16 protein-coding genes and 2 pseudogenes are annotated in these 21,104 nt (G+C 67.1%); 4 read left to right on the top strand and 14 right to left on the bottom strand.

Annotated features, from left to right (window positions below):
• A pseudogene (locus tag EJK91_RS19565) lies at nt 1-510 on the top strand (NADPH-dependent 2,4-dienoyl-CoA reductase); the annotation flags it as partial.
• Between the two features lie 99 nt (nt 511-609).
• Here the strand turns inward: EJK91_RS19565 and EJK91_RS19560 are convergent.
• Nucleotides 610-3,174 carry a bifunctional FO biosynthesis protein CofGH gene (locus EJK91_RS19560; RefSeq protein ID WP_051190185.1) on the bottom strand — a complete coding sequence of 855 codons (2,565 nt, stop codon included), beginning with the start codon at nt 3,172-3,174 and terminating at the stop codon, nt 610-612.
• Nucleotides 3,175-3,566: 392 nt separating this feature from the next.
• Between EJK91_RS19560 and EJK91_RS19555 the strand changes: the two genes are divergently transcribed.
• On the top strand, nt 3,567-4,169 hold the full coding sequence (locus EJK91_RS19555; protein ID WP_125079744.1) for a hypothetical protein: 603 nt from the start codon (nt 3,567-3,569) through the stop codon (nt 4,167-4,169).
• A 30-nt stretch (nt 4,170-4,199) separates the two neighbouring features.
• On the opposite strand, the gene EJK91_RS19550 is transcribed toward EJK91_RS19555, so the two are convergent.
• From EJK91_RS19550 to EJK91_RS19495, 12 genes are all read right to left on the bottom strand, one after another.
• A complete protein-coding gene (locus EJK91_RS19550) occupies nt 4,200-4,607 on the bottom strand; it encodes a hypothetical protein (protein WP_192830990.1) in 408 nt (135 codons plus the stop codon).
• 175 nt (nt 4,608-4,782) lie between these two features.
• On the bottom strand, nt 4,783-5,688 hold the full coding sequence (mshB, locus tag EJK91_RS19545; protein ID WP_444850837.1) for an N-acetyl-1-D-myo-inositol-2-amino-2-deoxy-alpha-D-glucopyranoside deacetylase: 906 nt from the start codon (nt 5,686-5,688) through the stop codon (nt 4,783-4,785).
• 63 nt (nt 5,689-5,751) lie between these two features.
• Nucleotides 5,752-6,609 carry a hypothetical protein gene (locus EJK91_RS19540; RefSeq protein WP_241178757.1) on the bottom strand — a complete coding sequence of 286 codons (858 nt, stop codon included), beginning with the start codon at nt 6,607-6,609 and terminating at the stop codon, nt 5,752-5,754.
• A gap of 190 nt (nt 6,610-6,799) precedes the next feature.
• Complete coding sequence (locus tag EJK91_RS19535) at nt 6,800-8,707, bottom strand: ABC transporter family substrate-binding protein (RefSeq protein WP_125079742.1); 1,908 nt, start codon at nt 8,705-8,707, stop codon at nt 6,800-6,802.
• 71 nt (nt 8,708-8,778) lie between these two features.
• Nucleotides 8,779-10,677, bottom strand: a complete 1,899-nt coding sequence (gene typA / locus EJK91_RS19530; RefSeq protein WP_125079741.1) for a translational GTPase TypA — start codon at nt 10,675-10,677, stop codon at nt 8,779-8,781.
• 51 nt (nt 10,678-10,728) lie between these two features.
• A complete protein-coding gene (locus tag EJK91_RS19525) occupies nt 10,729-11,118 on the bottom strand; it encodes a MarR family winged helix-turn-helix transcriptional regulator (protein WP_125079740.1) in 390 nt (129 codons plus the stop codon).
• Between the two features lie 80 nt (nt 11,119-11,198).
• Entirely contained in the window at nt 11,199-11,516 is a 318-nt protein-coding gene (locus EJK91_RS19520) for a DUF732 domain-containing protein (protein WP_024441176.1), read from the bottom strand.
• Nucleotides 11,513-12,262, bottom strand: coding sequence for a respiratory nitrate reductase subunit gamma (gene narI, locus EJK91_RS19515; RefSeq protein WP_125079739.1), 750 nt, complete (start codon nt 12,260-12,262; stop codon nt 11,513-11,515). The genes EJK91_RS19520 and narI overlap by 4 nt, the downstream gene beginning before the upstream one ends.
• Nucleotides 12,259-12,927, bottom strand: a complete 669-nt coding sequence (gene narJ / locus EJK91_RS19510) for a nitrate reductase molybdenum cofactor assembly chaperone (protein ID WP_125079738.1) — start codon at nt 12,925-12,927, stop codon at nt 12,259-12,261. The genes narI and narJ overlap by 4 nt, the downstream gene beginning before the upstream one ends.
• The gene (gene narH, locus EJK91_RS19505; RefSeq protein WP_125079737.1) at nt 12,924-14,528 is read right to left on the bottom strand and encodes a nitrate reductase subunit beta; all 1,605 of its coding nucleotides are present in this window, start codon (nt 14,526-14,528) and stop codon (nt 12,924-12,926) included. The genes narJ and narH overlap by 4 nt, the downstream gene beginning before the upstream one ends.
• A gap of 4 nt (nt 14,529-14,532) precedes the next feature.
• Nucleotides 14,533-18,249, bottom strand: a complete 3,717-nt coding sequence (locus EJK91_RS19500; protein WP_125079736.1) for a nitrate reductase subunit alpha — start codon at nt 18,247-18,249, stop codon at nt 14,533-14,535.
• Nucleotides 18,250-18,396: 147 nt separating this feature from the next.
• Entirely contained in the window at nt 18,397-18,804 is a 408-nt protein-coding gene (locus tag EJK91_RS19495) for a (deoxy)nucleoside triphosphate pyrophosphohydrolase (protein ID WP_024441171.1), read from the bottom strand.
• A gap of 33 nt (nt 18,805-18,837) precedes the next feature.
• On the opposite strand from EJK91_RS19495, the gene EJK91_RS19490 reads away from it, so the two are divergent.
• Nucleotides 18,838-19,122, top strand: coding sequence for a 4a-hydroxytetrahydrobiopterin dehydratase (locus EJK91_RS19490; protein WP_024441170.1), 285 nt, complete (start codon nt 18,838-18,840; stop codon nt 19,120-19,122).
• Here EJK91_RS19490 and EJK91_RS19485 read toward each other — a convergent pair.
• Nucleotides 19,100-20,443, bottom strand: coding sequence for a mannosyltransferase (locus EJK91_RS19485; protein WP_206430447.1), 1,344 nt, complete (start codon nt 20,441-20,443; stop codon nt 19,100-19,102). The genes EJK91_RS19490 and EJK91_RS19485 overlap by 23 nt on opposite strands.
• Before the next feature lie 141 nt (nt 20,444-20,584).
• Here EJK91_RS19485 and EJK91_RS19480 point away from each other — a divergent pair.
• Nucleotides 20,585-21,104 (top strand): annotated as a pseudogene (locus EJK91_RS19480) (hypothetical protein); the annotation flags it as partial.

Genomic DNA, 21,104 nt, shown 5'->3' with positions numbered 1-21,104 from the left:
GGGTTCGACGTCAGTGAATTCCTGGTCCTGGATTCACCCGACTCCTCGCCGACGCTGCACCTCAAGGAGTGGAAGGCCGAGTGGGGTGCCGCCGAACCGTGGGAGGCCAGGGGTGCGCTGCTGCCGCCGGACCCCGCACCGCCGGCCCGCCAGGTCTATCTGTTGGCCCGCACCGCAGGAGCTCAAGGCCGCAAGTTGGGCAAGACCAGCGGTTGGGTGCATCGGGCATCGGTGAAGGCCAAGAACGTCCAGCAGCTCTCCGGGGTGAACTACGACCGCATCGATGATGACGGGTTGCACATCAGCTACGGCCCGAACAAGTCACGCCCGCAGGTGTTGGCGGTGGACAACGTGGTGATCTGCGCCGGTCAGGAGTCGGTGCGCGACCTCGAGGACGGATTGCGGTCGCGCGGCATGACACCGCACATCATCGGTGGCGCGGCGCTGGCCGCCGAACTGGATGCCAAGCGGGCCATCAAGCAGGGCACCGAGCTGGCGGCCCGCCTATAGGCAGCCCCGGCCGAGATTGCACTGACGGCTGCGATTCGGACGGACTGCACGACCCTGGCCGCAATGTCACGGAGGAGCGCAATCTCACGGAGGAGGCAGTCAGGCCGGCAGCGGTGCGTAGTCGGTGCTGCGCTGGCGGGCCGGGCGCCCAATGCCCTCGGCGATCGACGTCAACTCCGCAATCGTCTTGGCCGATCCGTGCTCGGAGCCGGCCATCCGCGAGATGGTCTCCTCCATCAGCGTGCCGCCCAGGTCGTTGGCGCCGCCGTTGAGCATCACCTGGGTGCGCTCCACCCCCAACTTGACCCAGCTGGTCTGGATGTTGGGGATGCGGCCGTGCAACATGATCCGCGCCAACGCATGTACCGCGCGGTTATCGCGATGGCTCGGGCCGGGCCGCGCGCCGCCGGCCAGGTACAGCGGCGAACTCTGATGCACGAATGGCAACGGCACAAATTCGGTGAAACCACCGGTGCGGTCCTGGATGTCGCGCAGCACCCGCAGGTGTCCGACCCAGTGCCGCGGGGAGTCGATGTGGCCGTACATCATGGTCGAGCTGGATCGCAGGCCCACCTCATGCGCGGTGCTGACCACCTCCACCCACATCGAGGTCGGCAGCTTGCCTTTGGTGAGCACCCAGCGGATCTCGTCGTCGAGGATTTCGGCGGCGGTGCCCGGAATGCTGCCCAGGCCCGCCTCGCGCAGGCTGATCAGCCACTCCCGAATGCTCAAGCCGCTCTTGGACACCCCATTGGTGATCTCCATCGGAGAGAACGCGTGCACGTGCATCGACGGCACCCGAGCCTTGACCGCGCGGACCAGATCGGCATAACCGGTGACCGGTAGCTCCGGGTCGATACCGCCCTGCATGCAGACCTCGGTGGCGCCGGCCAGATGCGCCTCGTAGGCACGTTCGCCGACCTCGGCGTTCGACAGCGAAAACGCGTCCGCGTCCCCCTTGCGCTGGGCGAAGGCACAGAACCGGCAGCCGACGTAGCAGATGTTGGTGAAGTTGATGTTGCGGTTGACCACATACGTCACGTCATCGCCGACGGCGTCGCGCCGCAGTGAATCAGCCAGTGCGGCAACAGCATCCATGGCCGGACCATCCGCGGTGGCCAATGCCAGATACTCGGCGTCGGTGCAGCCGGCCGGGTCGCGTTCGGCCGAGCGCAGCGCGGCCAGTACATCGGTGTCGACGCGCTCTGGGGCACGGGCTGCCAGGTCATTGATCTGCTCACGGATGGACTCCCAGTCCCCGAATGCGCTGCCCAGATCACTGCGGGTGTCGGTGGCCCGGCCGTCGACGTCGATCGCGGTGTGCAGATCGATCCGCCCGGCCGACTGCACCTCGTCGGGCTCCTGCCAGGCCAGCCCGACCGGATTGACGTCCCGGGCCCAGCCGCTGTCCGGGTCGGCCAGCGCCGCAACGTGCGGGCGCACCCGCGGGTCGATCCACGCCGCACCGGCCAGCACGTAGTCGGGCTGAGCGGTGAGCCGCTGCACCAGGTCGTAGCCGGCTTGCTGCGTGATCGCGGCCAGGTCGTCCAGCGCCGGCCAGGGGCGTTCCGGGTTGACGTGGTCAGGCGTCAGCGGGGAAACCCCGCCCCAGTCGTCGACCCCGGCGCCGATCAGCGCCAGGCATTCCTCGGCAGAGACCAGGTTGGGCGGTGCCTGCACCCGCATCTTGGGGCCCAGTACCAGCCGGGTGACCGCCACCGTGGCCAAGAAGTCCTCGAAACCGGTGTCGGGCACCGCCGCCATCGCGGTGTGCTCCTTGGCCCGGAAGTTCTGCACGATGACTTCCTGGATGTGCCCGAACTCTTTGTGCACCTTGCGGATCGCGTGCAAGGTGTCGGCACGCTCGGCGAGCGTCTCGCCGATGCCGACCAGCAGGCCGGTGGTGAACGGGATCGAGAGTCGGCCCGCGTCGGCCAGCGTGCGCAGGCGAACCACGGGATCTTTGTCCGGACTGCCGTAGTGCGCCAGGCCTTTGGTCTCAAATAGTCGCCGGGACGTGGTCTCAAGCATCATGCCCATCGACGGCGCCACCGGCTTGAGCCGCGACATCTCCGACCAGCTCATCACCCCCGGGTTCAGGTGCGGCAGCAGGCCGGTCTCTTCCAGCACCCGGATGGCCATCGCCCGTACGTAGGCCAGGGTGCTGTCATAACCGCGCTCGTCGAGCCACTGTCGTGCCTCGGACCAGCGGTCCTCGGGCCGGTCGCCCAGCGTGAACAGCGCCTCCTTGCAACCCATCTCGGCACCGCGGCGGGCGATATCGAGGATCTCGTCGGGACCCAGGAACATCTGCTTGCCCTGCGCTCGCAGCACGCCGGGCACGGTGACGAAGGTGCAGTAGTGGCAAGTGTCGCGGCACAGGTGGGTGACCGGGATGAACACCTTGCGCGAGTAGCTGACCGGCAGCCGTCCGCCCGGTCCGCGCCGACCTCCCGACACCAGACCGGCGTCTCGTACCCGGGCAGCGCTCGCACACAGGTCGGCCAGGTCGCTGCCCCGCGCGCTCATGGCGATCGCGGTTTCCTCGACATTGAGGAGCACGCCGTCGCGGGCCCGCCGCAGCACCCGGCGCAGGGCACTCCGACCTGCTGGCGGCGCGACCACTTCGCGCGATGAATCAGGCAGCTCCGGGGTAAGTGTCACATCACCACAACTCGGAACCGTCCGCTGTTCATTCCCCACACCCCCATACCTTTCCAGACCCCGCAAGCGGCCTCCGGTTCGCCAATACCTTTCAGACCCGCAAGCGGCATCCAGGTCGCCAGCCAAGGTGCGCTTACGCGGGTGGAGCCAAGATCCGTAAACAGCCCAGCGCCGCGGACACCGCACGCCACCGTGCCCAATACCTGAGGTTTTCACAGCCGGTAAACACGGCCATCACGGCCCCGCAGCTCACAACGGGCCCGACATAGCCCGCCCATTCAGCCGCCACATGGGAGCCACGCCCGATTACCTGTCGAATGATCCGATAAAGCGGACTTCTTGACACTGATTGAGAACCGTTATTTACTAGGCCAAACTGCGAAGGAGTTATCATGAAGACCTCAGCATTACCTTGGTTTGCACCCCTGGTCGCGGCAACATGCCTCGCGGCCAGCCCGGCAGTCACCCCGGTCCTGCCGCGCGCCGAAGTCCAATTCCACCCGGTGGTCTTGACCGCAGAGGTAGTGCCCGCCGATCTGCTGGAATCTCTGGTGCCAGACCTGCTGGGATCCCTCGGATCAACCGAGCTGTCGGAGGTCGCCGGCGACGCGGCGGCCGGCTTCTTCGGGCTCGGGTATTTCTTTGCAGAGGTGATATACGCCTTCAACAGCGTGGTGTCCGTGCTGCTGTCACCACTGAGCTGGGTTCCGATCGTCGGTTCGCTGGCGGCATCACTGATATGGACTCCGATCAACCTAGTCGAGCAGCTCATTTGGCCGTTCCTTGTGGGCACGATCTACTACCCCTACTACCCGTACCTTTCCGAGGCCACCGACCCTGGGTTGCCCGTCGAGCTGTCGCAACTGCCGGGACTCGCGGACTTCAGCCTGCCCGACACGGCACTGAGCGTCGACGCACTGGAAGTGGGAGACGTGGGTGACCTCGGCGACGCGTTCCAGGCCGCCGGTGCGGCGCTGCTGGACATGCTCATTTAGGCCAGCACGCCGGCGTAGGACCTCGTCCTGTCAGGCCTGGCCGTCTGAAATGTCTCCGACGGCCAGCGCCTGGCGACGCCGCCACAGCACCCACGCGGGCGGCGCGCTGCCCAGCACGATCATCAGCAGCACGCCATAGGCCATCACGCCACGGTCAGCGAAGATCAGGTCGTCCCCCGGACCACCAAGGGTCATCAATGCGATAGCCAACAACCAGGTCCACAGCGGCAGCACCGCCAACCGCAGCGACATGGTGCAGCGCTGTGCCACCCACACCAGACCGGCGTTGACCAGGCCCCCGATCAGGGCACTGAGCGGAACGGGAATGGCACCTATGTGGGCGGGTAGCAGCAGCGCGGTGGCCACGGCGCAGAGCGCGCCATCGAGGGCAAGCAGCGCCAGCACGACGAAATTGAATGCCGGCGTATCGGTGGGCATCGCGGGCTCGGTGAGCGACGCGACGGAACTCAAGTGGGGATGCTCTCCAGCTGGCTGACCAACGAACCGACCATCCACTGATAGCTGTCGAGCCACCACTGCCAGTGCTCCAAGTTCGGGTCCAGATCGGGATCCATGCCTAAACCACCTAAGTCATTGCCTCTACAGAAACTGCTCAGCAGGAGCCTACCCTGTGGCCGCCGTCATCGAGGTGAAGTCCGGCCAGCAGATCGGTTTCCCATCCCCGGCCGTCGCGCGGCCCGGGATCACCGGCGACCAGGACGTAATGCTCGGCGGCCGAAATCGGCTGGACCACGTTGTTCGACAATGCGAACGCGCGGCCGGTCGGCCCGACGGTGATCTGGGTGGCATGAGCCCTCATGGCGGCGACCTTCGCCGCGCGAGCTTCTGCGGCCTCGATCACCGCATCGATCCGGTCATCGGGGAAGTCCCCGACCGCATGCTCATCCGGCGCGTCAGCCGCCGTCCAATGCGAGAGCCGATCGGCGTCGCCAAGCTCTGCCAGGGCGGCTCGCCGGGCGCTGCCGGCGGTCACCGTCCAGTAGAACTTCGGCGTGGACCACCCCGGCTCGGAGCCATCCTCTGCCGCTGCGGCCAGCGCCGCTGTGGTGACGTGATGGGCGTGTACGTGGTCGGGATGGCCGTACCCGCCGTTCGGGTCGTAGCTGACGACCACGTGCGGGCGCAGCGTCCGGACGATGGCCGCCAGCGCCGCAACGGTGTCGGCGTCGTCGGCGTCGATGAACCGCTGCTGCCGGCGCGCCGGGGTGCCGGTCATCCCCGAGTCACGCCAGCGTCCCGCGCCGCCGAGAAACGCCGGGGGGCCGACTCCCAGCGCCCGCAGCGCCGCGGTCAGCTCACCGATCCGATACCCGCCCAGTTGGTCGGCGCCGTCCACCGTCAGATGCGCCCAACGGTCCCCGATGACCTCGCCCTCCTCCCCCAGCGTGCAGGTCACCACACGCACGTCGGCGCCGCGGGCGGCGTAGTGGGCGATCGTCGCCCCAGTCGTCAGAGTCTCGTCATCGGGGTGGGCATGGACGAACAGCAATCGTGGAATCGGATCCGACACGCCAAAACCCTACCGCCGCACCGGCGAATGGATCGGCGGCCCTCAACCGGATCAGAACAGACTGTCGAAGAACCCATCCCAGTCGATGCCGCCCAACAGCAACGCAAGGTTGTCGCCCTGAATCGCGTTGACGATCTCGTCGAACTGGTCCGGACTGAACCCGAGCAGGGTTGTCCAGTCGGCGTTGAGGATGGCCGGGTCGAAGTGGCCGAGCAGGCTGTCGTAAGGGTTGAAGCCGATGCCCATCATGTTGTTGAACGCGGCCTGGTTCTGCGCCAGCACCGTGTTGTTGATGCTGAAGATCCAGTTCACCAGGTCGCCGAACTCGGGGTTTTCGGCGGCCAGCCGATCGGCGGCGTCCTGTTGCGCGGCGACCAGTGCACTGTTGAACTCCGCCTCCATCGCGATGATGGCGGCGTTCATCGCCTGCTGCGCATCCGGGATCGCCTGCATGATGAGGCTGAAGCCGGCGGCCGCGTCGGCCGCGGCGATGTTGGCGGCCTGCCCGGCTCCGCCGCTGAACGAGCCGACGCCCGGGAGCTCCAAACCAGCCAGGTCAGGTGTGAAAGAAGGCAGCCCCAGCGGCAGGTTCTGCGGGTCGAAGCTGCCGCCGGTCAGCTCGTTGAACACGTTCTCGTCCAGCTCGCCTGCGTGGAAGGTTGAGCCGACTCCGTATGCATCGTCGCCGTCGCCGAAGAGCACCGAGCCCACGTTGATGTACTGGGCGTCGGCGCCACCGCTGCCGACGAAGTCGGGGCGGACGTGATTCTCAATGATGTCGAGGCCGGGAATCACATCGACGTTCGCGGCGGCCAGGTCGATGTCGCGGATCTGTACCTCAGGCAGGGCCGGGGTCATCGACGTCAGCACTGCGACCAGGCTGCCGACACCCAGAGCTGCAGCGGTCACTGTGGCGCAGCGGCGAGCGAGGTGTTCCATTGACAAATCTCCCTCCGACGAGTCCCGCGCAGGTTTGCTTAATCTTAACCAAGAATTGCCTGTGCGCAAGGCCTCGTTAATGTCGATTCCAGCTGGCGTCCACCTGTTGCTCCCCCGTGGTCTACCAACCTCGCCAAGCTTAACGTCCCGGGTGCTTTCGCTAGGGCAGCTTGACCCAGTTTCCGGCCCCGCCGACGATGCCCACCGGTACCGACCCGGTCAAGCTGACGTTGGTCACGCTCGGACCGACAGCCACGATCGTGGTGTCCTGCAGGATCGGCAGCACCGTCGCCATACTCCACAACCGGGGTTCGACGGCGGCGATCACGTCGCCGATGGACTTGCTGCCATCGAGGGCGGCATCGATCTCGGCCTGGATCGCGTGGTCGCAGACGCCGGTGATGTTCGACGGAGCTTGTAGCAGTGCCCCGGGCGCGGCGGAGCGCGGCGGTACCTTCGGGGCCGTCGTGGCCGGCGCGGGCGCGGGCCCCGGGGACTGGGAGGCCGCAGGCGCCGACGGCCCCGGCACCGGGCTCGCCGAGACGGGCACGGTGGCGGGAGCCAATGCGCCGCAGCCGTAACGCGAAGCCAGCAGTGTGGCCAGGTCGCCGCCGGCCTGCTGCCATCCGACGATCGCATCGACCTGATGGGTGACCAGCGCTTCCCGGTAGAGCTTCACCGGATCCAGCGCCAGAACCGTGGCGGCAACCCCGACGTTGCGCAACTGGTCGGCAGCGGTGTTGGCCACGGCCAGCGAGGTCGGATCGTTGGCCGCCACCCCGATCACCAGCGACAGCTGCTCGCCGCCCTTGCTGATCCGCCCCCGGGTGATCTCCGGCGGGTGCGGCGCACCGGTGGCGGAGCCGGCCGGCGGGACCAGCGCGGACGGCGGCGCATCCTTTTCGACTCGGTAGCCGGCCGCCTGCAACAGTGCCAGCGCGGCCGATTCGGCCATCGCCGGCGGTGCGGTGGGCACATAACCGGGGTCGCTGGGAGTGCGAACCTGGGCCTGGTCCAAAGTGACAGTGTTGTCGCTGCCGGCGCCCACCGTGGCCAGCAGGCCGACGTCGAGCAGTCCCAGAATCGCCCGACGAACCCGCACATCGGCCAGCTTGGGTTCCGCTGCCCGCAGCGCGAACTGCATGATTCGGGGCGTGACCACCCGGGTGGTCTGCACGCCGGGGATAACCGACAGCTGAGCGAACGCCGCCGAACCGCCGTGCACCTGAGCCACCTGGGTGTCCCCGTTGCGGATCGAGTCAGCCAGCGCTGCCGCTGACCCGGCGCGGCGGAACAAGACCAGGTCCGGCTTGGCCGGCGGGCCCCAGTAGCGGTCGTTGCGGGCGAGCAGGATCGCGTCGCGCTGTGGATCGATGTTCTCCACCCGGAACTGGCCACCGGTGACCGGCAGAGCCCGGGCCAGCCCGGCCGGGAAACCGCCGGGCACATCTTTGACGATGTGCGCCGGAACGATGTTGTTGAACAGTTCCCGCCACGCCGGGTACGGCTTGGCGAAGGTGACCACCACCTGCTTGCCGCCTTCGACGGAATGCACTCCGGTGATCAGGTCATAACCCGCCGGGTCGACGACACCGGGCTGGGTGACCATCTGCTGCCACAGGTACCAGAAGTCGTCGGCGGCGATCGGCGCGTTGTCGGTCCAGGAGGCCTCGGGCCGGATTCGGTAGGTCACCGTGAACGGTGCCTCGGAAGTCACGGCGGCCGACACCAGCAGCGTCGGGTCCATCTCCCACCGCGAACCGGTGGGGGTACTGGAGTCCGGGACTGGCCGAAACGCGCTGGGCAGCACCAGCGCGCTGATCGCCGCGGTGACCGCCGACAGGTCCGAACGCAGGTGGGGGTTGAAACCGGCCCCGATGGAATCGATGCCCATGATGATCTGGCTGATCCGCGGCGGCGGCGGGGCTGTGACCTTCGGCGTCTCGGTGCTCTGCGGCGCCGGCGGCGGGTTCACCGTGCACGACGAGATCGCCTGCGTCAGGACCAGCATGGTCACCGAAACCAGTGCCCCCGCCGTGACATGGGCGCGGCGGGCTGGTCTCGGCACGACTACCAGGGTATCCGGGCGGCGATTTGGGCGCGCAGACCGTCGAGCAGCGCGCAAAGCCGCGCCCAACCCTAGAGGTTCTTGGCCCGGGAGCGGCTGCGCGCCCGCAGCGTGGAGTCCAATTCGACCTTGCGGACCCGGACCACTTCGGGGGTGACTTCGACGCACTCGTCGGCCGCGCAGAACTCCATCGCCTGCTCCAGATCGAGCTCGATCGGACGGGCCAGCGTCTCCATCACATCGGCCGTCGACGACCGCATGTTGGTGAGCTTCTTCTCCTTGGTGACATTGATGTCGAGATCCTCGGCCCGAGGATTGATCCCCACCACCATGCCCTGGTAGGTGTCCTGGCCCGGCTCGACGAAGAACTGCCCACGGTCGGCCAACTGGATCAACGCGAACGGCGTGATGGCCCCGGCCCGGTCGGACACCAGCGACCCGGTGTGCCGGGCGCGGATCTCGCCGGCCCACGGCTGGTAACCCTCGAACACCGCATTGGCGATACCGGTGCCGCGAGTCTCGGTGAGAAAGTCGGTGCGCCAACCGATCAGCCCGCGACTGGGGATGATGAACTCCATCCGCACCCACCCGGTGGTGTGGTTGGCCATCTCGGTCATCCGGCCCTTACGGCCCGCCGCCAGCTGGGTGATGGCGCCGACATACTCCTCGGGGCAGTCGACGGTCAGGTGCTCGAACGGCTCGTGCACCTTGCCGTCGATCTTGCGGGTCACCACCTGAGGCTTACCGACGGTCAGCTCGAAGCCCTCCCGGCGCATCTGCTCGACGAGGATGGCCAGCGCCAACTCGCCTCGGCCTTGGACCTCCCAGGCGTCGGGGCGACCGATGTCGACCACCCGGATCGACACGTTGCCGATCAGCTCGGTGTCCAGACGTGACTTGACCATCCGCGCGGTCAACTTGTGGCCGGAGACCTTGCCCGCCAGCGGCGAGGAGTTGGTGCCGATGGTCACCGAGATCGCCGGCTCGTCGACGGTGATGCGCGGCAGTGCGACCGGAGCGGCCAGATCCGCCAGCGTGTCGCCGATCATGATGTCGCTGATCCCGGCGACGGCGACGATGTCGCCCGCACCGGCCTCTTCCGTCGGGGTACGTTCGACACCCTCGGTGACCAGCAGTTCGGTGATCTTCGCCGTGGTGGTCACTGGTTCACCGTCGACCTCACGCATCCAGGCCACCTGCTGGCCTTTGCGGATGCGGCCGTTGTAGACCCGGATCAGGGCGAGCCGGCCCAGGAATGGCGAGGCATCGAGGTTGGTGACCAACGCCTGCAGCGGCGCCTCCGGGTCGCCCGACGGCGGCGGGACGTGCTCGAGCAGCACGTCGAACAGCGGGTCGAGGTTGGCTTCGGGGTTGTCCAAGTCCGGAATCTGGCCGTCGGCGGGCGCGGTGGTGCTCGCCACCCCGGCCCGGCCGGATGCGTACAGCGTCGGCAGACCGAGGGCGTGTTCCGCGGCGGCCTGCGCCGCGTCGTCGAGGTCGCTGGCCACGTCGAGCAGCAGGTCGTGGCTGGCGTCGACCACCTCGGCAATGCGGGCGTCGGGCCGGTCGGTCTTGTTGACCACCAGGATCACCGGCAGATGAGCGGCCAGCGCCTTGCGCAGCACGAAACGGGTCTGCGGCAGCGGCCCCTCGGATGCGTCGACCAGCAGAACCACGCCGTCGACCATCGACAGCCCGCGCTCCACCTCGCCGCCGAAGTCGGCGTGACCCGGGGTGTCGATCACGTTGATGACGGTGACGGTGCCGTCAGGGTTGTGGCGATGCACGGCCGTGTTCTTGGCCAGGATCGTGATGCCCTTTTCCCGCTCCAGGTCACCGGAGTCCATGATGCGCTCTTTGTCGTCATCACCGCGGTGCGAGAGGGCGCCGGACTGGCGGAGCATGGCGTCGACCAGAGTCGTCTTGCCGTGGTCTACGTGCGCGACGATGGCGACGTTACGAAAGTTCACCGGGCGATTCTGCCAGCGCACCCTGTCAATCGCGAAAACATGAAAGCCATGTCACAGCCCGAGGGGGGACTCCGCGGAGAACCTCTCAAGCTCCTTGACGTGCAGTTCGGTCAGCGATTGCAGACACTGCGCCGCCGTTTCGGTGAGCTGCAGCCGAATCACCCGCTGGTCGCCGCTGTCGCGGACCCGAGTGACCAGACCGGCGGCTTCGGCCCGCTGAATCAGCTCTCCGGCACTGTGGTGGCGCAACAGCAGATATTCCGCGATGTCGCCGACCGTCGGCCCCCGCGAGTCACCGTGACCCCGGATCGCCAACAACAACTGGTGCTGTGCAGGGGTGAGTCCGGCCGCTTGCGCCTGGTCGGCACTCCACCGCTCAAAGCGCCTCAGCCGCGTGCGGAAAGCAAGCAGCCGGGAATAGACCTCGTCAGGCAGTGGCACGTCTGTAACTTTATGCCGAGCACCGCCGACGCGCCCAGCTCAGCTCAGCCTGCTCGGGAACCACGACTTCATCGTTGTTTCTAGGCGCCGCTGCGCACCAACTGATCGGGGCAGTACAACTGGGCGGCGATCCCCACGAACTGCGAGCCGTGCTCGGTCGTCAGGCCCGGGTTCCGGGCCTTGAGGCCCTCGAGCACCTGCGGGCTGGGCTGGCCCTCGGCGATCAAACCGCACACCATCTTCGCGGTGACGATGGCCTGGTCAGCGTTGTTGTAGGTGATGCCGGCCGCCCGCAAAGACACCAGGAAATTGGTGTCGGTCTCGGAGGGATCGGCCTGAGCCGGCGCCGCCAAGCAGACACAGCCGAGCGTGCCGAGCAACGCCGTGCGGATCCTCACCAGCCCCTCCGTTGCGGTCGTGAACCCATCGGCTGATTCCTCCTAGCGACGTCGCGGCTGCGGTAGACGATGTACGGCCGAAACAGATACCCGATCGGCGCGCTGAATGCGTGCACCAGACGAGTGAACGGCCACAGCGCGAACAATGTCAACGCAATCATGACGTGAACCTGGAAATACAGCGGCGCCTGCAGCATCAAATCGCCCCGCGGATCGAACGTGAAGATCGACCGGAACCAGACCGAGACCGTCTGGCGGTAGTCATGCGCCTCGCCGTAGGCGGTGGTGCCCATCAGGGTGCAACTCATCCCGGCCACCAGCGCACACACCAGCACCGCATACATCAGCTTGTCGTTGACGCTGGTGGCCTTGAACACCGAGCGCTCGGTGCGGCGACGGTAGATCAGCAACCCGACCCCGATCAGGGTGGCGATGCCGGCGGGCAGGCCCAGGACCAGCGCCTGCAGATGGTAGAGCTGGTCGCTCATGCCCAGCGCCTCGGTCCACGACTCCGGGACGAAGAGTCCCATGATGTGTCCTGCGATCACCACGAAGCTGCCGAAGTGGAACATCGGGCTGCCGATCCGCAGCAGCTTGGACTCATACAGCTGAGACGAGCGGGTGGTCCACCCGAACTTGTCGTACTTGTATCGCCACCAGGTGGCGACGCCGGCGATGGCCAGTACGAAATACGGCACGATGTCCCACCACAGCTCGGCGGGGTTGATCAGGGAGACGTCCGTCATCGGGTCGGCACCTTCGGCATCCCGAGCGAAACGGCTGCCGTGAAGGGTTGAAGCCCAACAGCTTCCGCGGGCGGCCCGGATGCCATCAGCTGACTCACGTTCTGCACCTCCTGATCGGTTGCCGAAGGGAGCGTCTCGCAGACTGCGCCCACGGCGAAGGCATACGGCGACTTCGCTTCACTCAACGCACGGTGCAGCACGTCGATCGGTGTGCGGTGCGCCAGCAGCAACCGACGGCCGGCCTGCGGATCCACCGTCGCGGCGAACTCCAGGACCACCGGCAGGTGGTCGGGCGCCTCCCCCACGGGCGGCTCGGCGCCGGCTTCGCGGTAGGCGGTGGCGAAGGCCAGCATCTGCATCCCGCGGTTGCGGGTGTCGCCACCGGTCCAGTAGGTCAGAAACATCGTCGAGCGCCGCCTCATGTCGAAGGTTTCGACGTAGTCGACTGCGGCCGTCATCGGGTCAGCTGCGCGCAGCGCGGCGACCGTGCGCCGCAACAGATTCGCCGTCGACGAGCCGGCGTGGGCCAGCAGTTCCTCCACGGTGTCGAGCCGCTGGGGCAGCTGCTCGTCGGGGTAGGACAGCAGCAGCGACGCCGCCTGCCACACCGCCCGCTCGGCGGGTCCACCGGGCGGTCGTCGTAGGGAATGAATGAACCGCTTCACTGATGCTCCGGGAACATCTCCGGCACGGCCCGCTCCCCGCCACCCCAGTTGAGCAGGTTGGTCCGGCCCGGTGGCCGCTGCGCGTGCCCGTTTTCGACCAGATGGAACGATGTCTTCGCGACGTCATCAGAGCCGACGAATGGGTCCTCATACCCTTCAGGTCCGCCGGTGATCGAGCAGCCCATGTGTTCGAGGTCGTGCGCCTGCTGGCTGTAGGCGGTGGGAATGACGTAACGCTCTTCGTATTTGGCGATCGCGAGGAGCCGGTACATGTTGTACATCTCTTCCTCGGTCATGCCGACCGAGGCGGGTATGTGCGGTTGGGTCTCGCGGCCCAGACTGATGTCGCGCATGTAGGAGCGCATCGCTGCCAGCCGGCGCAGCACACCCTCGATCACGCCGGTGTCACCGGCGGTGAACAGCTCGGCGAGGTAGGCCATCGGGATACGCAAGGCGGACAGCGCCCCGAACAGGTTGCCCAGGTCTTCGCCGTCGTGCCCGTCGCGGCTGACGGCATCGACCACCGGGGACAGCGGCGGGATGTACCAGACCATCGGCATGGTCCGGTACTCCGGATGCAACGGCAATGCCACCTTGTAAGTGTTGATCAACGCGTAGATGGGCGAACGCTGCGCGGCCTCGATCCAGGCGTCCGAGATCCCCTCAGCGCGTGCGCCCGCGATCACCTCCGGGTCGGTCGGGTCCAGGAACACGCCGCGCTGCGCCTCATACAGGTCAGTGTCGTTGTCGACCGAAGCCGCCTCGAGCACCTTGTCGACGTCGTAGAGCACCAAGCCGATGTAGCGCAGTCGGCCGACGCAGGTCTCCGAGCACACCGTCGGCAAGCCGACTTCGATACGCGGGTAGCAGAAATGGCACTTCTCGGCCTTGCCGGTCTTGTGGTTGAAATACACCTTCTTGTACGGGCAGCCCGAAACGCACAGCCGCCAGCCACGACAGCGGTCCTGGTCGACCAGCACGATGCCGTCTTCTTCACGCTTGTAGATGGCCCCGGTGGGGCACGACGCCACGCACGACGGATTCAGGCAATGCTCACAGATCCGCGGCAGGTAGAACATGAAGGTCTCTTCGAACTCGCTTTTGACCTGGTCACTGACCTTCGCCAGAATCGGGTCGTTGACCAGGGTCTCCGGCGCCCCGGCGAGATTGTCATCCCAGTTGGGTCCCCACTGGATCTTCATCGGCTCGCCGGTGATCGAACTCTTCGGTGCCGCAACCGGAATGGTGTCTCCCAGCGGGGCCGCGGTCAGGTTCTCGTAGTCGTAGGTCCACGGCTCGTAGTAGTCCTTCAAGCCGGGCAGGTTGGGGTTGGCGAAGATGCTCAACAGCTTGTGGAGCCGGCCGCCGGCCAGCAGACGCAGCCGGCCTTTGCGGTCCAGCGTCCAACCGCCCTTCCAGCGATCCTGGTCTTCATAGGTCCGTGGATAGCCACCGCCGGGGCGCGTTTCGACGTTGTTGAACCAGACGTACTCGGTGCCCTCACGGTTGGTCCAAGCCTGTTTGCAGGTCACCGAACAGGTATGGCAGCCAATACATTTGTCCAGGTTCATCACCATGGCCATCTGCGCCATAACTTTCATCGTGCTAATACCTCACGTCCTGGCTGCGGCGCCGCACCACCGTCACCTCGTCGCGCTGATTGCCGGTCGGTCCCAGGTAGTTGAATGCGAACGCGTGCTGGCCGTAGCCACCGGCCAAGTGGCTGGGCTTGACCCGGATCCGGGTCAACGAGTTGTGGGTGCCGCCACGTTTGTTGTTGGTCTCGGCCCGCGGAGTGTCAACGGTGCGCTCCTGGACGTGGTAGACGAACACCACCCCGTCCGGCATCCGCTGACTGACGATCGCGCGGCCGACGAAGACGCCGTTGACGTTGACGGCTTCGATCCAATCGTTGTCCTTGACACCGATTTTCGCGGCGTCGCCCGGGCTCATCCACATGGTCGGGCCGCCGCGCGAGAGCGACAGCATGTACAGGTTGTCCTGGTAGGTGGAGTGGAACGACCACTTCGAGTGCGGAGTCAGGTACCGCACGGTGATCCCGATGCCGTCACCGGTCTCGCCGAGTTCGGGGGCGTCGAAGAGCCGCGCCATGTCCAGCGGCGGACGGTAGACCGGCAGATGTTCGCCGAGTTCCTCGATCCAGTCGTGCGCGGTGTAGAAGTGCATCCGGCCGGTCAGGGTGTGGAACGGCTTGAGGCATTCGATGTTGATCGTGAACGGGGCGTACCGCCGTCCCCCGGTCTCGCTGCCGGACCACTCCGGGCTGGTGACCACCGGCACCGGCCGCGCCTGGGTGTCGGCGTAGGTGATCCGTTTTTCCGCACTGCCCTCGGACAGGTGCGCCAGTCGCTGTCCGGTGCGTTTCTCCAGCTCCCGGAAGCCCTCCGTCGCGATTCTGCCGTTGGTGGTGCCCGACAGCGCCAGTACCGTGTCGGCCATCCGGGTGGCGGTGGTGAGCGCGGGACGCCCGGCGCCGGCACCGGATTTCATCACCCCGAACTTGGCGGCCAATTCCTCGACCTCTTCGTGCGGAAACACGGTGTAGCCCTTGGTGGTCATCCCCAGGGTGTCCACCAGCGGGCCAAGTGTCTGCCACATGTCACCGATGGCGGTGTAATCACGCTCCACCACAGTCACTTTGGGCATGGTCTTGCCGGGAATCGGCGTCTCGCCGTTGCGCAGCCAGTCACGCTCGGTGCCGTCGGGGTAGGCCATCGCATCTGCGGTGTCGTGCTGCATGGCCGTCAGCACAACGTCTTTGCGGACGCCAAGGTGCTTGACCGCCAATGCGCTGAACGTTCGGGCGATCGCACCGAACGCTTCGTAGTCGCTGCGGGTCTCCCAGGGCGGGTCTATCGCCGCGCTGAACGAGTGCACGTAGGGGTGCATGTCGGTCGACGACAGGTCGGCCTTCTCGTACCAGGTGGCGGCCGGCAGCACGACGTCGGACATCAGCGTGGTGGATGTCATCCGGAAGTCGATCGACATGAGCAGATCGAGCTTGCCCTCGGGGATGTCATTGGACCAGTTGACATCCTGCGGCTTCACGCCGCCGGCGGGCACCTCGCCCAGCACGCTGGCGTCGGTGCCCAGCAGGTGCTTGAGGAAGTACTCCCCGCCCTTGCCAGACGCACCGATGAGGTTGGCCCGCCACACCGTGAGCACACGCGGCCAGTTCACCGGGTCGTCCGGATCGGTGACCGACAGCTTCAAATCACCGGCTGCGAGTTGCTCGGCGACGTATTCTCCCGCGTCCCGTCCTGCTGTGTCGGCCTCGTCGGCCACATCCAGACTGGAGCGGTCGAACTGCGGGTAGAACGGGCTCCAGCCCATCGCGGTGGCCGACGCCAGGATGTCCATGGTGTGTCGTCCGTCGAATCGGCCGCGCCCGAGCGGGGTGGTCAGCTTCTCCGCCCCGTACGCGTCATAGCGCCATTGGTCGGTGTGGGCATACCAGTAGGAGGTGCCCGGCACCTGACGCGGCGGGCGCGTCCAGTCGCTGCCGGCAGCCATCGTCTGCCAGCCGGTCAGCGGACGCACCTTCTCCTGGCCGACGTAGTGCGCCCAGCCGCCGCCGTTGCGTCCCATCGAGCCGGTGAGCATCAGCAGCGCGAGTACCGCCCGGTAGGTGGCGTCGCCGTGGAACCACTGGCAGATGCCGCTGCCCATGATGATCATCGACCGGCCGCCGGATTCTTCTGCGTTGCGCGCGAATTCGCGCGCAATCCGGATCGCCTGGGCGGCCGAGACCCCGGTGATCGACTCCTGCCACGCCGGGGTGTTGACCTGTGTGCCGTCGTCGTAGCCGGTCGGCCATTCGCCGGGCAGCCAGGGCCGTCGTACCGAGTAGTTGGCCAGCATCAGGTCGAACACCGTGCAGACCAAGTGCTCACCGACCTGGCGCACCGGCACCCCGCGCTGCACGACGGTGCCGTGACCGGTCACGGTGTCGAAGCCGGGCAGTGAGACCAGTGCGGCGGGCTGATCGCCGTTGAGGAGCTTCGGGTTCTTGACGGTCAATGCCGGCCGCAGCTCGCCCAGGTCCAGGTTCCACTTGCCGATGCCATCGTCGCCCCAGCGGAAGCCCAACGAGCCATGGGGTACCACCACGGTGTCGGTGGCCTCATCCAACAGGGCCGGTTTGAACGCCGCGTTCTCGACGGCCGCCAGCTCCCCGCCCAGGTCGGCGGCGGTCAGGTTCTTTCCGGGAACCAGTCGGCCGTCACGCTCTTCCAGCTTGATCAGGAACGGCAGGTCGGTGTAGCGACGCACGTAGTCGGTGAAGAACGGCACCTCCTGCTTGACGTAGCACTCGGTGAGGATGACGTGGCCCATCGCCATGGCCAGTGCGCCGTCGGTGCCGGCCGCACACGGCATCCACTCGTCGGCGAACTTGGTGTTGTCGGCATAGTCCGGGCTGACGGTGACCACCTTGGTGCCGCGGTAACGGACCTCGGCCATCCAGTGCGCGTCAGGCGTGCGGGTGATCGGGACATTGGAGCCCCACATCATCAGGTAGGCCGCATCCCACCAGTCGCCGGATTCCGGCACATCGGTCTGATCGCCGAACACCTGGGGTGAGGCCACCGGCAGGTCGGCGTACCAGTCGTAGAAAGACGTCATCACCCCGCCGAGCATCTGGATGAAGCGTGACCCGGCGGCGAACGACACCATCGACATCGCCGGAATCGGAGAGAACCCCGCCACCCGGTCCGGGCCGTAGGTCTTGATCGTGTGTACATGGGCGGCAGCGATCATCTCGGTGGCTTCGGCCCAGCTCACCCGTACCAGACCGCCCATACCGCGGGCCTGCTGGTAGCGCCGGCGACGCTCAGGGTCGGCCTGAATGTCCGCCCAGGCCAGCACCGGGTCGCCCAGGCGCGCCTTGGCCTCCCGGAACATCTCGACCAGCGCCCCCCGCGCATAGGGGTAGCGCACCCGGGTGGGCGAGTAGGAGTACCAGGAGAACGAAGCGCCTCGCGGGCAGCCGCGGGGCTCATATTCGGGGCGGTCCGGGCCCACCGAGGGGTAGTCGGTGGCCTGGTTCTCCCAGGTGATGATGCCGTCCTTGACGAAGATCTTCCAGGAACACGACCCGGTGCAGTTGACGCCGTGGGTGGACCGCACCACCTTGTCGTGACTCCAGCGGTCCCGGTAGAACAGATCGGCCTCGCGTCCGCCCCGGCGGGTGACGGTGCGCAGGTCTGGCGAGACCTGGCCGCGGGTGAAGAACCGGCCGCTGCGTTCCAGCAGTTCCTCGAGTGGGCCACCGATTCCGGGCGGTCGCGCTGCGCGTGTCATTACGGATTCTCCTTCGCGGGTCGCCGCGCTCCGACGGATTTCAGGAGGCCGGAGCCGCCGCCGCACGCCATAACAGCCCGACACACCAGCGTAGCGGGATATATCGCCCGACGACCTAATCCTCCGGCAAGAATTAACAGAGCCTTTTCACCAGAGTGCCCGCGCCAGCTCCGGCAGCCAAGCTCGATCAGCAGGTACCCAGTCAACGTCCGGTAGTTGTACAGCCGTCACCCAGCGAAGGGCTTGATGGTCATGGGGCTGGGGCTCGCCGCGCATCAGACTGACCAGGTAGGCGCGCAAGGTCATCGCCGTGTCCAGCACCACGTCAGCGCCGAGGCGCTCCCCCACCGTGATGGCACCCGGGTCCAGCCCCAGCTCCTCGCCGAGCTCGCGGGCCAACGCGGCGGGCTCACTCTCGCCGGGCATGACCTTGCCGCCGGGCAGTTCCCAGCGACCGGCCAGCTCTGGCGGGCGGCGCCGCTGCGCGATCAGCACCGTGCGCCCGGCCGCGGTCTCGGCGAGGACGGCTCCGGCGACGACGATCTGAGGCGACATGGCGTGTGAGGCTATACCGTCCTACCGTCGGGTATGGCTTTGTTGACTGACGATCAGGTGAATGCGGCGCTGCCCGAGCTCGAAGGCTGGGAGCTCGCCGACGGAACGCTGCGGCGCTCGGTCAAGTTCGGCTCTTTTCTGGCCGGCATCGACGCGGTGCGTCGGGTCGCCGAACGTGCCGAAGCGGCCGATCACCACCCCGACATCGATATCCGCTGGCGAACTGTGCTGTTCGTGCTGGTCACGCACTCCGAAGGCGGGATCACCGACAAGGATGTGGCGATGGCGGGCGAGATCAACCGGGTTCTCGCGGCGTGACCCGCGTGGTCGCCATCCAGCCCAAGGTGACCAGCGCGCCGACGATGTAAACCAGGCCGGCCCATGCCAGATACCACGGCCGGCCGTCCTGCCAGATCGTCGGCTGGAAGAAGCTCAGCAGCCACGGCACGCCGATGAGGGTGAGCGTGAGCCAGACCCAACCCAGGGTGCGGGCGCCCGGGCGATCCGAGGACGGCCCGTAGAACAGCCAGATCATCAGGGGCAGCAGCCACACCCAGTGATGGGTCCAGGAGATCGGTGACGCCAGCAGCCCGAACAGCTCGACGACCAGCAGCGAGCCCAGGACGTCGGGTCCGGTGGGAGTACTGTTCAGCGCCCGCCAGGCGAGCACGGCCAGCACCGCGGTGACGACGATCGCGACCAGCACCGGCGGGCTGTAACCGGCGTCGTGTCCAAGGATGCGGGAGATCCCGCCCCGCCAGGACTGGTTGAACGACGTTCCGATCGGGCCTACCCGGTGAGCGTCGCCCAGCAACTCGGTGAAGTAGCGGCGGGCCTGATCACCGGTGGCCCACACCGACACCGCGATGGTGCCGGCGAACACCACGGCCGAGAACACCGCGGCGGCCCAGCGCCGCGCTCCGGCCAGATATACCCCGGCGATCGCCGGGGTCAGCTTGACCCCGGCGGCCAGTCCGACCAACAGCCCCGACACCCACCACCGTCGGCTGTAGACCGCATAGAGCACCGCCAGCACCAGGATCACGTTGATCTGGCCGTAGTCGAAGGTGCTGCGCAACGGTTCGGTCCAGATCCCGGCTGCCGTCCACAACATCGCGGCCCGGCGGTTCAGCGAGGCTCGACGAAGGAGAGGCGAAGCTGGAACCGCCGCATCAACTCCGCGGTTCAGCGAGGCTCGACGAAGGAGAGGCGAAGCTGGAACCGCCGCATCAATTCCGCGGTTCAGCGAGGCCGACCCGCCGAGCAGTCGCTGGCACAGCCGCACCACGCCGTACAGCGCGGCCATCGTGCCGATCTGCCACAAGAACGCGACCAACCCGAACGGCAGGAAATGCAGCGGGTAGAACACCACCGCGGCGAACGGCGGGTAGGTGAACGGCAGCGGGAAGTCCGGGGTCTGGTCGGCGTAGACGTAGTCATACAGCGCGCCGGGCTGGCTCAGCGCGGCCGCGCCGCTGATGTAGACGTGCAGGTCGACGAAGTTTGCGCCGTGTGGAGTGAGGTAGGTCCACGCGAGTCGCGCCGCGATGCTGACAACCAGCAGCAAGGGTGCCCACGCAGTCAGGCGAGTCGTCAGCGAACGCGCAGGCGGGGTGTCGAGGGTGGTGTCTACCGGCACAACATTAGCGAACGGGCGCCAGATCACCGTCGCGGTTCGGCTCCGTAACGGTTCTATAAATGACACACGTGTCACTTGAGCCTCACCAGCAACAAGCTAGCTTCAGTTTTCAGCAAGCCATTGCCGACGATTGGGGAAGTCATGTCGCGCCTCCGGACGCTGTTCGCCACCACGCATTTCACGACGCAGCGTGCCACCGCCGCCAAAGGGGCCGTCGCAGCCGGGTCATCGGCCCTGCTGGTCTTCGGCAGCCTGGGGGTGGCCAGTGTGGCCACAGCCGACCCGGCCATGCCGGCGCTTCCGTTGCCCACCGCCGGATTTCCCGGGCTGCCCGCCATCGAGCAGTTGAGCCCGGTGATCCAGCAGGCCGCCGCCGACCCCGCCGGGGCGACCTCGCTGCTGATGGCCGCGGCCGCCGCGTTCACCGGCAACTCCAACACGCCCGCCGGCGCGCGGCAGGTGGCCGACTCGGTGGCGCAGTTCGTACAGTCGCCGCCCGAGGCCCTGCCGAGCAATCACGTGCCGACGGCCGGATCAGCCCCCGGACTGGTGGCCCACCTGCCCAGCGGCGTCGACCCGGCCAAATCGGTGGGACCGATGCCGCAGGCCGCACCGAATGCGCCCGAAGCCCTGCCCGCGCCCGCCGAGGCCCTCCCCGACG

The organism is Mycobacterium sp. P7213, from assembly GCF_900604305.1.
In the GTDB taxonomy this organism is placed as follows: domain Bacteria; phylum Actinomycetota; class Actinomycetes; order Mycobacteriales; family Mycobacteriaceae; genus Mycobacterium.
Note: the sequence above shows the minus strand (reverse complement) of the source record. Positions and strands in the feature narration are given on the sequence as shown.

What these genes read in the sequence shown, in the direction of transcription:
- EJK91_RS19555 (WP_125079744.1), top strand. Translation starts at nt 3,567, where the DNA reads ATGAAGACCTCAGCATTACCTTGGTTTGCACCCCTGGTCGCGGCAACA.
- EJK91_RS19550 (WP_192830990.1), bottom strand. Translation starts at nt 4,607, where the DNA reads ATGCCCACCGATACGCCGGCATTCAATTTCGTCGTGCTGGCGCTGCTT.
- narI (WP_125079739.1), bottom strand. Translation starts at nt 12,262, where the DNA reads ATGACGGACGTCTCCCTGATCAACCCCGCCGAGCTGTGGTGGGACATC.
- narH (WP_125079737.1), bottom strand. Translation starts at nt 14,528, where the DNA reads ATGAAAGTTATGGCGCAGATGGCCATGGTGATGAACCTGGACAAATGT.
- EJK91_RS19500 (WP_125079736.1), bottom strand. Translation starts at nt 18,249, where the DNA reads ATGACACGCGCAGCGCGACCGCCCGGAATCGGTGGCCCACTCGAGGAA.
- EJK91_RS19495 (WP_024441171.1), bottom strand. Translation starts at nt 18,804, where the DNA reads ATGTCGCCTCAGATCGTCGTCGCCGGAGCCGTCCTCGCCGAGACCGCG.
- EJK91_RS19490 (WP_024441170.1), top strand. Translation starts at nt 18,838, where the DNA reads ATGGCTTTGTTGACTGACGATCAGGTGAATGCGGCGCTGCCCGAGCTC.